The organism is Camelimonas lactis (genome assembly GCF_004342915.1).
Lineage (GTDB): Bacteria > Pseudomonadota > Alphaproteobacteria > Rhizobiales > Beijerinckiaceae > Camelimonas > Camelimonas lactis.
This window is the reverse complement of the sequence record NZ_SLWL01000004.1, coordinates 116693-130192: the sequence shown is the minus strand read 5'-3', so window position 1 is coordinate 130192 and position 13500 is coordinate 116693. Positions and strand designations below refer to the sequence as shown.

At 68.8% G+C, this 13500-nt stretch carries 8 protein-coding genes; 4 read left to right on the top strand and 4 right to left on the bottom strand.

All coding sequences use genetic code 11. The annotated features are described in order from the left end of the window. Positions 1-23: 23 nt before the first annotated feature. Positions 24-1709, bottom strand: coding sequence for an alkaline phosphatase family protein (locus EV666_RS06580; protein WP_132004936.1), 1686 nt, complete (start codon positions 1707-1709; stop codon positions 24-26). Positions 1710-1872: 163 nt separating this feature from the next. Between EV666_RS06580 and EV666_RS06575 the strand changes: the two genes are divergently transcribed. Continuing rightward, entirely contained in the window at positions 1873-2790 is a 918-nt protein-coding gene (locus tag EV666_RS06575; protein ID WP_207906344.1) for a hypothetical protein, read from the top strand. Positions 2791-2854: 64 nt separating this feature from the next. On the opposite strand, the gene EV666_RS06570 is transcribed toward EV666_RS06575, so the two are convergent. The 3 genes from EV666_RS06570 to EV666_RS06560 form a co-directional block, all read right to left on the bottom strand. Continuing rightward, positions 2855-4297: a cytochrome P450 gene (locus EV666_RS06570; protein ID WP_245514261.1), complete on the bottom strand. Its 1443-nt coding sequence runs from the start codon at positions 4295-4297 to the stop codon at positions 2855-2857. Between the two features lie 502 nt (positions 4298-4799). After that, positions 4800-6956 carry a methylmalonyl-CoA mutase gene (scpA, locus tag EV666_RS06565; RefSeq protein ID WP_132004933.1) on the bottom strand — a complete coding sequence of 719 codons (2157 nt, stop codon included), beginning with the start codon at positions 6954-6956 and terminating at the stop codon, positions 4800-4802. A 182-nt stretch (positions 6957-7138) separates the two neighbouring features. Then, positions 7139-9085, bottom strand: coding sequence for a methylmalonyl-CoA mutase subunit beta (locus EV666_RS06560; RefSeq protein ID WP_132004930.1), 1947 nt, complete (start codon positions 9083-9085; stop codon positions 7139-7141). A gap of 488 nt (positions 9086-9573) precedes the next feature. Here EV666_RS06560 and EV666_RS06555 point away from each other — a divergent pair, with 488 nt between their 5' ends. The 3 genes from EV666_RS06555 (at position 9574) to EV666_RS06545 (ending at position 13493) form a co-directional block, all read left to right on the top strand. Beyond that, entirely contained in the window at positions 9574-11082 is a 1509-nt protein-coding gene (locus EV666_RS06555; RefSeq protein ID WP_132004927.1) for a helicase HerA-like domain-containing protein, read from the top strand. Positions 11083-11473: 391 nt separating this feature from the next. Then, positions 11474-12868: a M20/M25/M40 family metallo-hydrolase gene (locus EV666_RS06550; protein WP_132004924.1), complete on the top strand. Its 1395-nt coding sequence runs from the start codon at positions 11474-11476 to the stop codon at positions 12866-12868. A 37-nt stretch (positions 12869-12905) separates the two neighbouring features. Further along, positions 12906-13493 carry a nuclear transport factor 2 family protein gene (locus EV666_RS06545; protein ID WP_132004921.1) on the top strand — a complete coding sequence of 196 codons (588 nt, stop codon included), beginning with the start codon at positions 12906-12908 and terminating at the stop codon, positions 13491-13493. Positions 13494-13500: the final 7 nt, after the last annotated feature.

The following is a 13500-nucleotide window of genomic DNA, read 5'->3' as shown; positions in this document are numbered from 1 at the left end:
TGATCGCGGGACGGCCGGCGCGCTTACTTTCCTGACGGCTCCCCGGCCTTCGTCCGGCCCGGCGCCTGCGCCGGGGTTTGCGCCTGCGCCGGGTCTTGCGCCTGCGCCGGGCCTTGCGCCTGCGCCGGGCCTTGCGCCTGCGCCGGGTCTTGCGCCTGCGCCGGGTCTTGCGCCTGCGCCGGGCCCTGCGCCTGCGCCGGGTTCCCGGCCTTCTCCCCGTCAAGGCCCGACGCATGGGCCATGATGTGGAAGATCACGTTCTGCTCCATCACGCCCTGGAACAGGTGAGCCCACGGGCCGCCGGCGTAGATCGCCACGTCGTCCCCGCCATGGGTTTCTGATGGCAGCGGAACCAGCGCCTGCTGCCTGTGGTCGGGATCGCTGGTCTTGCCGGCGTCCAGTTCCTCGCGCGCCGCCGGCTGGCTGGAGCCCGGGCCATTCATGTAGCCCAGCGTGCTGTATGGCTTGCCGTCGGCGCCCTTGCCGGCCAGGCCCATCACCGGATTGCCGCGCGGTGGGTAGCCGGCCATGGTGAACACATGGCTGTGGTCGGCGGTGACCACCACCAGGGTGTCGTCCAGGTTCACCCTGTCCAGCGCCGTCTTCACCGCCGCGTCCAGGGCAATGGTGTCGGTCAGCGCCCGCCAGGCGTTGCCGGCGTGGTGGGCGTGATCGATGCGGCCGGCCTCGACCATCAGCACGAAGCCCTTGTCGTTCTTTGACAGGATGTCGATGGCCTTGCCGGTCATCTCGGCCAGCGACGGCTCGCCGGCCCGGTCCTTCGCCCGGTCGACCTCATATTGCATGTGGCTGGGCTGGAACAGGCCGAGCAGCCGTCCGGTGTGAGCGGGATCGACCGCGTCGAACTGGGCCTGGTTCCAGACATAAACCGCGTCATTGCGCCTGCGCCGCCATTCCTCAACCAGATCGCGGCCGTCGGCGCGCGCGCCTGCGCGTTTCGGGTCCTCCGGGTCCGGCGTTGCCTTCGGCAGGAAGTTGGCGCGGCCGCCGCCCAGCATCACCTCGAAGCCGTCGCCAGCCGGCCATTCGATCATCTGCGCGGCGATGTCCTTGCAACCTTTGGCCTTCTGCGCCGCTGGAATCGCCGCATCGTTCTCCCAGTCGCGCTCGGCCGATTTGGCGTATGTGGCGGCCGGCGTCGCATGGGTCAGGCGGGCGGTGGAGACAATGCCGGTGGCGCGCCCGTCCTGTTCCGCCAGCTCGAAGAGGGTGGTGACGGCCGCCGCCTTCTGGCTGTCGCAATCGCCGCGGCGAACCTGTTGGGTGACGCCGAGCGCGCCGTTCACCGATTTGACGCCGGCCACCAGCGCCGTGGCGGTGGGGGCGGAATCCGCCACCTGGGCGTCATGGGTCCAGGTTTTGGACAGCGCCACATTCGGCAGCCGGCGCTCGAAGGTGAGCCAGTTGCTCTCACCGTCAACGCCGCGCCGCTGTCCCTCCAGAATGCGCGAGGCCGTCACCGTGGGAACGGACATGCCGTCGCCAATGAACAGGATGACGTTGCGGGCGCGGCCCAGCACCGGCTTGCGCGCGAGGATGGCCTGCAAATCCTGCTGCGCCGCCTGGAAGTAGCTGTCGCCGGCCTGGGCCACCGGCGTTTCGCCGGCGGCCGGCAGGGTCAGCCAGCCGAAGCCGGCGAGCGCCGCCGCAACCATATGCGTCGCGTTTGTTCCGAATGCCCTGCCCATCGTGCGCCCTGGTTCTCATGCCGTTGAATCAACGCCATTGTCGCGCAGCCAGGTCACAGATTTGTTGCAGGGCGACGGAGGCCAGCGTCATCTGGCCTTCGCAAGAGCGTGCTTCCTCTGCCGGCTGGCGAAAACGCTTCGCCGCCAACAAGGGATGGGGAACATGCTGAACAGGTTTGCAGGCTGGAGCGCGGCAAGGCCAGGGGCGCGATTCTGGAGCGCGCCCGCGCTGGCCGTGGCCATGGCGGCCGGCCTTGCGGTCACGCCCGCCGCCGCGGACAGGGGGGCGCCGCAGATCGACAACAGCGCCATTGGGCAGGAAGCCTTCCGCCCGCATATCCGCACATGGGGGCTGGTGTTTACGCTGCCGGAAGACGTGGTCGGCAAGCTCAACGCCACCGTCGCCGGCCCCCTGAAGGAGCAGTTGCTGGCTCTGGGGCTGGAGACGGAAGCCATCCGCGCCAATATTCCCCACGTCACCGTGGTCCACATCCACAACCCGGATGAACAAACGCCCGCCCGCATGCTGGCCGCCCTGCCGAAACCGCCGGGCCCCGTGCAGGTGCAACTGAAAAAATTCTATACGACCGAGGCGGCCAAAGGCGCCGGCAGTCCCTGGTGGCTGGACCTGGGTGTGGTGAAGCAGGGCGATGGCTACGAAACCCTGATGTCGTACAACACGGCGGCCGCCGCGGCCCTGGCGCCACTGCGCGATGGCCCGCTACCGCGGGTCACCGGCCCGGTCCACGCCAGGATGGGTGAGGCGGGCAGGGAGCTGGTGCGCGCCATGGGCGTCAGCGGCGTCAATGTCGTGAAAGACGGCAAGGAGGTCCGCGCCCACAACCCGCACAACACGCTGGTCTACAGCACGAAGCCGTTCACCCCGGCGATCAGCGCGGCCATGGACGACCTCGCCGCCCACTTTAACGCCATCTTCCCCGGGGGCGTGCCGGCAACCTTCGGGACCGTGTCGATCGTCGAACTGGGCTTCGCCGGCAATGTCACCCGCGAAGTCTACCGCATCAGCCTGAAGGACGGCTCGGCGCTGGATGTCGCCTCGGGTGAAACCATCAGGCGTTGAGCCTCTGGCGAAAAAGGGCAGGGCGCGGAAGCATCCGCGCCCTTTCTGGGCGTTGGGCGACCCGTCAGATTCCCGCGTCGCCGGCCGGCTTCAGCCGCATCGGCATGCCGCCGCGCGGGCGCAGGGTGATGCGCAATTGCGGCTCCGGCGTCATCGGAATTTCCGGCTCGGGCGCGAACCGGCGGGCGAGGGTGGCCAGAATGGCGACGCCCTCCAGGATGGCGAACATCATGCCGATGCAGATGCGCGGCCCGCCGCCAAACGGCATGAACGCATGGCGGGGCCGCGCCTTCACCGCTTCTGGCGTGAAATGGTCCGGGTTGAAGGCGTCCGGCTGCTCCCACAGCGTCCTGTGCCGGTGGATGGCGTGAATCGGGAAGATCAGCGCCTCGCCCTTGTGCACCGGCTCTGCGCCCAGCGTGGTGTCTTCCGTGGCCGAGCGCACGATGACGGCCGCGGGCGGGAACAGCCGCATGGCCTCCTGCAGCACCTGGCGGGTGAAAACCAGCTGGTCAATATTCTCTGGCGTCACGCCGTGCGGCGCCACGGCCTCGACCTCGGCGCGCAGCCTGGCCGCCGCCTTGGGATATTGGCTGAGCAGCCAGAATGACCAGGTGAGCGCCAGGGCGGTGGTTTCATGGCCGGCGGCGATGAAGGTGAGCAGGTTGTCGATAATCTGCTCGTCGCTCATCGTCTGGCCGGTTTCGGGGTCGGCGGCGTCCAGCATCAGGCTGGTGAGATCGGCGCCGTCCGTCGCCCCGGCTGCGCGGCGGGCGTCAATCGCCGCCTGCATGCAGCCGCGCAGATAGGCCCGCCCGGCGGCGGCCTTGCGGCTGCCGGGATAAGGCATCCATTTGGGCGCCCCCAGCAGTGACAGCGCCAGCGGCCAGCCGATGCTGTCCAGTGAATCGGTGATGGCCTCGGCCACCCGCTCCACGTCCATGTCCGGCGCGCCGGAGAGCATGGTGTCGGCGATGACGTCGAAGGTCGTCCGCATCATTTCGTGGGCGACGTCGACGCGCTGGCCCTGCTGGCTGGCCCAGCGCTCCGCCGTCGCTTCGGCGGCGCGGATCATCGCGGGAACCATGCCCATCACCCGGTCGTGGCGGAACACTGGCGCGGCGAGGCGCCGTTGCCAGCGCCAGTGCGCGCCGTTGGCGGTGAGGATGCCCTCGCCAAGCGCCGGCCCGAGGGTGCGGCGCATGACATTGTCCTTGACGAAAATGTCGGCCTTCTCGACCAGCGCCTCGTGCACCAGTTCCGGCGCCATGACGAACAGGCACGGCCGCCCCACCTGCGAGGAGCGCAGCAGCGGCGCCTCATACACCTCCGGCGGCCAGCCCTCGATCGGATTGCGGATCATGGTGCGCAGGATGGTCAGCGTCCCGGGCAGCCGCGCCGGCCGCACCGCCCGCACGCCGGCGGAATGGCGGGCGGTTGTGCGCGCGGGCTCCCTGACGGCGGCGCTCTCTGGTCCGCTGCCTGCGTTTCCGATGCCGGTGCTCATCTGCATCATGTCCCTGTCGTTGGCCCCTGGGCCAGGATCCACGTCATCCCGGCGCCCGCCAGCATTCCCCGGCGCGGAGGCGGCCGCCTTGCGCAGGAAATATGCGTGAATTCAAAGAAGTGGAGCAAAGCGCCGGTCCAGCATGTGCGCCCTCAGCCCCGGTTTGCTCCAGATCAGCGGCCACTTTGAGCGGATAATATTCCGCAAGCCGCCGCGAGGTTTCCGACCTCACCATGACCATATGATGACGCGCTGCCGCGCATATGGGGTGAGGTGAAAATTATAGTAAAACCAGATATTTACGTCTGTTTCCTGAATCAATCTGGCGGGAGGCGGCCTGGCGGCCCGCCGCGTGGGGCCGTTGAAAAGCCGCTGAATCACCAGAGGCTTTGCCAGAAATCCGGAATCAGTTTCTGCGCCAGCCGCTGACCATTGCAACCATGGCAAACGCCGCGCCTTCTGCCGAAAGCGCGGCGTTACGGCAAGGGGTGGAGCCCCCTGTTTATTCGGCTGCCTTGCCGGGCAGGTAACCGAGGCGCTGGCGCAGTTCGTTGAGCAGCTTCTCGGCGGCCTCGGCGATCACCGTGCCGGGCGGGAAGATGGCCGAGGCGCCTGCCTTGTACAGGGCGTCGAAGTCCTGCGGCGGGATCACGCCGCCCACCACGATCATGATGTCCGGGCGGCCCTGGGCGGTAAGCGCCGCCTTCAGCTCCGGCACCAGCGTCAGGTGGCCGGCCGCCAGCGACGACACGCCGACGATGTGCACGTCGTTCTCGATCGCCTGGCGGGCGGCCTCGTCCGGCGTGGCGAACAGCGGTCCGATGTCCACGTCGAAGCCGAGGTCGGCGAAGGCCGAGGCGATGACCTTCTGGCCGCGATCGTGACCGTCCTGGCCCATCTTGGCGACCAGGATGCGCGGCCGGCGGCCGTCCTCCTCCTGGAAGGTTTCGACCAGGTCCTGCACGCGCTGCACGGCGCTCATGGCGGCGGCCTCCCGCTTGTAAACGCCCGAGATCGAGCGGATCTCCGCCTGGTGGCGGCCGAAGACATTCTCCAGAGCCAGCGAGATTTCGCCAACGGTGGCCTTGGCGCGGGCGGCGTCGATGGCCAGCGCCAGAAGGTTGCCGTTGCCGCGGGCGCCGTCTTCGAGCGCCTTGAGCGTGGCGTCGACCTCGGCCTGGTTGCGCTCGGCCTTCAGGCGCTTCAGCTTGTCGAGCTGCGCGGCGCGCACGGCGGAATTGTCCACCTTCAGCACGTCGATCGGCTTTTCGTTCTCGGGCTTGAACTTGTTGACGCCGATCACCGACTGGGCGCCGCTGTCGATGCGCGCCTGGGTGCGGGCGGCGGCTTCCTCGATGCGCAGCTTCGGAATGCCGGCTTCGATGGCCTTGGCCATGCCGCCCAGCTTCTCGACTTCCTCGATATGCTCCCACGCCTTCTTCGCCAGTTCGGCGGTGAGGCGCTCCACATAATAGGAGCCGCCCCACGGATCGATGATCTTCGTGGTGCCGCTCTCCTGCTGCAGGAACAGCTGGGTGTTACGGGCGATGCGGGCCGAGAAGTCGGTGGGCAGCGCCAGCGCCTCGTCGAGGGCGTTGGTGTGCAGCGACTGGGTGTGGCCCTGGGTGGCGGCCATGGCCTCGATGGCCGTGCGCGAAACGTTGTTGAACACGTCCTGCGCGGTCAGCGACCAGCCCGAGGTCTGCGAGTGGGTGCGCAGCGGCAGCGACTTGTCGTTCTTCGGCCCGAATTCCTTCACCAGGCGGGCCCACAGCAGGCGCGCGGCGCGCAGCTTGGCCACTTCCATGAAGAAGTTCATGCCGATGGCCCAGAAGAACGACAGGCGCGGCGCGAACTGGTCGACGGTCAGGCCGGCGGCGAGGCCGGCGCGGATGTATTCGACGCCGTCAGCCAGCGTGTAGGCCAGCTCCAGGTCCTGCGTCGCGCCGGCTTCCTGCATGTGGTAGCCGGAGATCGAGATCGAGTTGAACTTCGGCATGTTGGCCGAGGTGTAGGCGAAAATGTCGCCGATGATCCGCATCGAGGGCGCCGGCGGATAGATGTAGGTGTTGCGGACCATGAACTCCTTGAGGATGTCGTTCTGGATCGTGCCCGCCAGCTTGTCGGGGGTCACGCCCTGCTCCTCGGCGGCGACGACATAGAGCGCAAGGATCGGCAGCACCGCGCCGTTCATGGTCATCGACACGGACATCTGGTCGAGCGGGATGCCGCTGAACAGGGTGCGCATGTCGTAGATGGAGTCGATGGCGACGCCCGCCATGCCGACGTCGCCGGAGACGCGCGGATGGTCGCTGTCATAGCCGCGGTGCGTTGCCAGGTCGAAGGCGACCGACAGGCCCTTCTGGCCGGCGGCCAGGTTGCGGCGGTAGAAGGCGTTGGAGTCCTCGGCCGTGGAGAAGCCGGCGTACTGGCGCACGGTCCACGGCTGGTTGACGTACATGGTCGGGTAGGGGCCGCGCACGAATGGCGCGAGACCCGGCAGCGTGTCGACGAAGGCCAGATCGTCGCGGTCAGCGGCGGTGTAGACCGACTTGACGTCGATGCCTTCCGGCGTGGTCCACGGTTCGCCTGAGGCGACGGGAGCCGCGACGCGCGGCGCTTCCCAGCTGATGGACGTAAAGTCTGGAATCCTGGTCATGTGACTGGCCACTTCTCGATCTGCCAGAAACGCCCGCGTCGCGATCGCGCGCAATGGACGTTCTCATGATGACATTGTAGCGCCGGAGCCCCGGGCGGCTCAACCCGCCGCCGTATCAGGCGATTTTCGCCCTGACGCATGCTCGTTGACGGCGGCGCTGGCCGCCGTCAGGGGATATGGCTTCAGGCGAGGTCGATGGCCTCGGAAAGCACGGCGATCAGGTCGGCGCCCATGTAGGCGAAGCGGGTGACGCCCGCGTCCTTCAGCGCCGCCTCCAGCTCCGCGGACGGGCGTCCGGCGAGATAGACGGTTCCGGCGCCGGCGGCGGTGAGCGCTTTGGCGGCGGCGGCGGCCTGCTCGTCGTAAACAGCATCCGAGGAGCAAAGGCAGGCAATGCGGGCGCCAGAGGCGCGGAACGCCGCGGTCATGGCGTCCAGCGACGGGAAGCCGTCATTACCAAGCGCCTCGACGCCAGCCGCCTCGAAGAAGTTCTTGGCAAAGGTGGCGCGGGCGGTGAAGGCGGCGATGGGGCCGAGATTGGCCAGGAACACCTTCGGACGCGCCCCCCTTTCGGCAAGCACGGCGTCGGCGCGGTCGCGCAGGGCCTCGAAGGCCTCGGCGTCGCGATGAACCGGCAGGGCTTCCGCGACCGGCGAGGCGACGCGGGCCAGGTTCTCCGGCAGGCCGGCGCCGGCGCGGGCCTGATCGACCAGCTCCTCGAACGTCGCCGACACGTCCATGCGGCGGGCGTCGCCGGCCAGCGGCGCGGGCGCCGCCGGGTTCAGCACCTCAACCGGCGCCTCATGGATGTTCGGAAACTCGCTGGCGCCGGTGAGCGGCAGCTGGCGACGGGCGATCTGCTTTTCGCGGGCGGCGCGCACCCGGGCGATCTCGCCCTGGATCAGACCGCTCTTCAGCGCCGCGATCACGCCGCCGGCGGCTTCGATCTTCTGGAACTGGGCCCAGGCCAGGGCGCACAGCTCACGGGTCAGCTGCTCGACGCCGCCGGCCCCGGCCGCCGGATCGGCGACGCGCCACAGGTTCGATTCTTCCAGCAGGATCAGCTGGGTGTTGCGCGCCTGACGGCGGGCGAACTCGTCGGCGAGGCCAAGCGCGGCGGTCAGCGGCAGCACCGTGACATTGTCGGCGCCGCCGACGCCGGCGGCGAACACCGCCTCCGTCACGCGCAACATGTTCACCCACGGATCGCGGCGGGTGGTCATGCGCCAGGAGGTTTCGGCCGAGACATGCAGCGGCTTCGGCTCCAGCCCGCACAGCTCCTGCACCCGGGCCCACAGCAGGCGGACGGCGCGGAATTTGGCGAGGGTCATGAACTGGTCGGCGTCGGCCGGCAGCAGCATGGCGATGGCGTCGCGCGCCGCCTCGATCGACTGCCCGCGGTCGGTGAGGGCGCGCAGGTAGTACACGCCGGTCGCCAGCGCGTAGGCCAGTTCCTCGACCTGCGAGCCGCCGGCCTCATGCACCGGGCGGGCGTCGACGCGCACCAGCGTGCGGCGATAGCCGCGCGCGGCCAGATCGCGCACCGTGTCGGCGAGACGGTCGAGCTGGGCGTCGACCGGCAGCGGCGAGGCGCCGGTGCGGACGATGTCGCCGACGGGATCGAGGCCGAAATCAATGTTCACGTCGGCCGGCTTCAGCTTGCGGGCGTCGACGAGCGCCGCCACGAGGGCGGCGGTGTGACGGCTGAGCCAGGGCGCCGCCTCGATCCGCAGGGGGATAAGGTCGAGCATGACCTTGTCGAGGGTCTGTTCCAGATCAGCCAGCGTGTTGATGGCCACGCCGGCGCCGCGCGCCGCCGGCGCGCCGGCGAAACGCAGGGCGAGGCCGCTGGCGCCGCCGTCCAGATCGACGAGGGCCAGATGGTTGGCTTCGGCCGGAGCCGGATGGTCGACGAGCTGGGTGACGGCCCATGCGCCAGGCTCGGCGCGCACGGCGCGGGGAACGTCGCCGGCGGCCTTGTCGTAGAGCGGCTGGATGGCGATGCCTTCGCTGGCCCGCGTCACCAGCTTCTTCTCGAAGTCGGCGCCCTTCAGCACCTTGTCGACAAGCTTTCGCCAGTCATCCCTGGAGAATTCCGGAAAAGCGGGGGCAAGACACGTATCGTCCATGGGAGCAGGCCGGCTTTCGTGATCTGGGGAACGGCGTCGCCGGAGCGGCGCGCGTCGTCCCGTTCAGTTGTCTTCTGGACCGGCCTGGCCCCATCCCGCCGCTCCCGTCCGACGGTCTTGCCGTCAACGCCGGAGCCTGGGGCCGGAGCCACAAACCGGAACGATTTCCTGATGATCGGGCCTTCAGGCCGGAATACGCCCCGGCCCCGCCCAATCCAGAAACGCTCTAGTCTCCATAGGGGAGGTCGTCAAACACAAAGCGATGACGTCGTCGCCACCCCATGGGAGCCGCGCCGGTTTAGGCCATGATGCGCCAGGTGTTCAAGCGTTTGTTCAAATGAAAGCAGTTGGGGCGGCGAAATAACCGGGCGACGCGACCTTCCGCAGGCCGCCCCGTTGCTCCCTGAAGGGCGGCGGCGCGCGCCTTTGGCGCCGGTTCGCCGCTGCTGTTATATAAAGCCGGGTGAAAACTGAATCGGGGAGACGCAATGGCGGACGATGGCTATGTTCTGATCGGCCTCAGCAACGGCCCCGATCCGGAACCGCAATCCCTGTCGCTGCGCCTCGCCAACCGGCATGGTCTGGTGGCCGGCGCCACGGGCACGGGCAAGACCGTCACCCTGCAGGTGCTGGCCGAGGGCCTGTCCCGCGCCGGGGTCGCCGTGTTCGCCGCCGACATCAAGGGCGACCTGTCCGGAGTTTCCCAGAAGGGCGACGCCCAGCCGGCCTTTGTCAAACGGGCTGAGGAATTCGGCTTCCCTTATGTCGCCGAGCAGTTCCCGGTGGTGTTCTGGGATCTGTTTGGCGTTCAGGGGCATCCGGTGCGCGCCTCCGTGTCCGACATGGGGCCGCTGCTGGTCGCCCGGCTGCTCGAACTGAACGACACCCAGGAGGGCGTGCTCAACATCGCCTTCCGCGTGGCGCAGGAGCAGCAGATCCCCCTGATCGACCTTGCCGACCTGCGCGCCCTGCTGGTCTATGTGGGGCAGAACGCCAAAACCCTGGCCGCGACCTACGGCAACGTGGCCAGCCAGTCGGTGGGGGCCATCCAGCGCCAGTTGCTGGTGCTGGAAAACCAGGGCGCGGACCAGTTCTTTGGCGCGCCGGGCATGGACATCAGCGACCTGTTACGGGTTGATCCGGCCAGCGGCCGCGGCGTCATCAATATTCTCGCCGCCGACAAATTGATGAACAGCCCGCGGCTCTACGCCACTTTCCTGCTCTGGCTGCTGACCTCGCTGTTCGACGCGCTGCCCGAGATCGGCGATCCGGACAAGCCGAAGCTGGCCTTCTTCTTCGATGAAGCGCACCTGCTGTTCTCCGACGCGCCGAAGGCGCTGCTCGACCAGATCGAGCGGGTGGTGCGGCTGATCCGCTCCAGGGGCGTCGGCGTGTATTTCGTCACCCAGAACCCGCTGGATGTGCCGGAAACGGTGCTGGCCCAGCTTGGCAATCGCGTCCAGCACGCCCTGCGCGCCTTCACCCCGCGCGACCAGAAGGCGGTCCGCTCCGCCGCCGACACCTTCCGCCAGAACCCGGCTTTCGATGCGGCGAAGGTCATCACCGAGCTGGCGGTGGGCGAGGCGCTGGTCTCGGTGCTGGAAGGCAAGGGCACGCCGTCCATGGTCGAGCGCACGCTCATCGCGCCGCCATCGGCCCGCGTCGGCGCCATCTCGCCGCAGGAGCGTCAGGCGGTCATCGCCGCCAGCCCGTTCCGGCCGGAGCATTTCGCCGCGCAACCGCGCAAGAGCGCCAGGGACCGCATCGCCGAGCTGGACGGCGCCGCCGCGCCAGACGCAGAGGAGGGCGGCGCATCTGGCGGCCTGCTGGACAGCATGCTCGGCGGCGTGCTGGGCGGTGGCTCCGGCAAGGGCCGGCGCGGCCAGAGCCTGACGGAAAAGGTGATCACCAACGCGGCCTCATCCGCCGCCCGCACCATCGGCACGAAAATCGGCAACGCCATCCTCAAGGGGGTTTTTGGCATCGGCAAGCGCTGAGCCGTCCCCAACTGGGGGACGCGGCGGCCCGTCGACGATGTTCTTCCTGGGGGCGTTACCAGGTTCTGGCGCAGGGCGGGAAGGCCGCGCCTCTCCGCCCCGTCATGGCCTGCCTGTCACGCCCTGCCCGGCGGCTCGCGTCCGGGCATCGAAGGCCCGTTCGCGGATGTCCAGCCTCCGGGCCCGGGGTTACGCCAGCGCGTCACGCCGGGCTTGCCCCGGCGGTCCACGTCACGCCGCGCCTGCACGTCAGCGTCGGCAGCCGTTTGTGGATGCCCGCAGCCGGCGCTGGCATGGCGGGGCAGGGAAACCCGTCCTATAACGTGTGTAAATCATGGCGGGGCAAATCCCGGTTCAGGCGACCGGACATCGCCCGGCGCAGGAGATTTTCATGGCTGACGACAACGATCGGCTCGACGCCGTTCTCGCGCACCTCGACGCCGATCTGGAGGCGTCCCTGCAACGGCTGTCCTCCTGGCTGCGCATTCCGTCGATCTCCACCGATCCGGCCCACGCCCCGGACTGCCGCGCGGCGGCGGACTGGCTGCGCGGCGCCCTGGAGCCCCTGGGCTTCGCCGCCCAGGTGCGCGACACCCCCGGCCACCCCATCGTGCTGGCGAAAACCCCGGACACCGGCAAGCCGCGCGTGCTGTTCTACGGTCATTATGACGTGCAGCCGCCGGAGCCGCTGGAACTGTGGGACAGCCCGCCGTTCGAGCCGCGGATCGTCACCCTGGCCGATGGTCGCCGGGCGATCGTCGCCCGTGGCGCCGCCGACGACAAGGGCCAGGTGATGACCTTTGTCGAGGCTTGCCGCGCCTGGCGCGCGGTGCATGGCGAACTGCCGGTCGACGTCACCATCATGGTCGAGGGCGAGGAGGAGGTCGGCTCGAAGAACACCCCTGCCTTCGTCGACGCCCATCGCGCCGAACTGGGGGCTGACGTGGCCCTGGTCTGCGACACCGGCATGTGGGACGTTCATACGCCGGCCATTACCGTTGGCCTGCGTGGCCTCGTCTATGAGGAAGTCACCATCCGCGCGGCGGATCGCGACCTGCATTCCGGCCTGTTCGGCGGCGCGGCGCAGAACCCCATCCGCGTGCTGTCGCGCATCATCGCCGGCCTGCACGATGACGCCGGCCGGGTGACGCTGCCCGGCTTCTATGACGGCGTGCCCGAAACGCCGCCGGAGGTGCTGGCGCAGTGGCGCGGCCTTGGCCTCGACGCCGCCCGTTTCCTCGGGCCGGTGGGCCTGTCGGAGCCGGCGGGCGAGCGCGACCGCATGGTCATCGAGCAGATCCAGTCGCGCCCGACCTGCGACGTCAACGGCATTTTCGGCGGTTACACCGGCCCCGGCGCCAAGACGGTGATCGCGGCGGAGGCAACGGCCAAGCTGTCGTTCCGCCTGGTGGGCGATCAGGACCCGCAGAAGGTGCGCGACAGTTTTCGCGCCTATGTGAAATCCATGTTGCCGGCCGACTGCACGGCGACGTTCGGCGATCATGGCGCCAGCCGGGCCATTGCGCTGCCCTTCGATCTGCCGGACCTGAAAAAAGCCGCCGCCGCCCTGGCTGACGAATGGGGCCGTCCGGCGGTGACCATCGGTTCCGGCGGCTCCATCCCGATTGTCGGCGATTTTCGCCGCCTGCTTGGCGTGGACACCCTGCTGGTGGGGTTCGGTCTTGATGACGACCGCATCCACTCGCCGAACGAGAAATATGACCTGACCAGCTTCCACAAGGGTTCGCGCAGCTGGGCGCGCATCCTCGCGGCGCTTTCAGCCTGAACGGGCGATAAAAACAACAGACAGGGATGAGGGACGCATGACTGTACGGAATGGGCAGAGGCCTGTCCTGGGCCTGACGCTGGCGGCGGTGCTGGCCGCGACGGCGGCGATGACGGGCATGACGACGATGGGCGCGGCGGCGGAGTCAAAGCCGCCGGCGCCCGCCGCCCCGCCGCCGGCCGGGACCTCCGGCGCGCCCGTCGGCCCCGCCGCCAGCAAGGACGGCGCGCCGGACGCGCCGAAGGAGGCGCGCGTCGCCGACCAGATTCTCGATTTGCGCCGCAGGATGAAGGACGCCATCGCCCGCAAGGATCGGGCCGCCCTGGAGGCGATGTATCACGACCGCTTCACCCATCTGCGCGAAACCGGCCGGGCCGAGACAAAAAAGGAGCGGATTGATCTGCTGCTGTCCGGCCAGAACGGCGTCGAACTGGCGTCCACCGATCAGGCGCTTGTGGAGACTTTCAGCCCGGACACGGCCGTGCTGAGCGGCGTCAGCGTCATCAGGGACAGCCGGCGCAAGGGCAAGGGCGACGCATTCCAGTGGCTCACCCTGTATGTGCGCGACAAGGGCGGCTGGAAACTCGCCCTCAGCCAGGCCAACCGCCTGCCCAAACCGGAATAGCCATCCG

What these genes read in the sequence shown, in the direction of transcription:
- EV666_RS06580 (WP_132004936.1), bottom strand. Translation starts at nt 1,709, where the DNA reads ATGGGCAGGGCATTCGGAACAAACGCGACGCATATGGTTGCGGCGGCG.
- EV666_RS06575 (WP_207906344.1), top strand. Translation starts at nt 1,873, where the DNA reads ATGCTGAACAGGTTTGCAGGCTGGAGCGCGGCAAGGCCAGGGGCGCGA.
- EV666_RS06570 (WP_245514261.1), bottom strand. Translation starts at nt 4,297, where the DNA reads ATGAGCACCGGCATCGGAAACGCAGGCAGCGGACCAGAGAGCGCCGCC.
- scpA (WP_132004933.1), bottom strand. Translation starts at nt 6,956, where the DNA reads ATGACCAGGATTCCAGACTTTACGTCCATCAGCTGGGAAGCGCCGCGC.
- EV666_RS06560 (WP_132004930.1), bottom strand. Translation starts at nt 9,085, where the DNA reads ATGGACGATACGTGTCTTGCCCCCGCTTTTCCGGAATTCTCCAGGGAT.
- EV666_RS06555 (WP_132004927.1), top strand. Translation starts at nt 9,574, where the DNA reads ATGGCGGACGATGGCTATGTTCTGATCGGCCTCAGCAACGGCCCCGAT.
- EV666_RS06550 (WP_132004924.1), top strand. Translation starts at nt 11,474, where the DNA reads ATGGCTGACGACAACGATCGGCTCGACGCCGTTCTCGCGCACCTCGAC.
- EV666_RS06545 (WP_132004921.1), top strand. Translation starts at nt 12,906, where the DNA reads ATGACTGTACGGAATGGGCAGAGGCCTGTCCTGGGCCTGACGCTGGCG.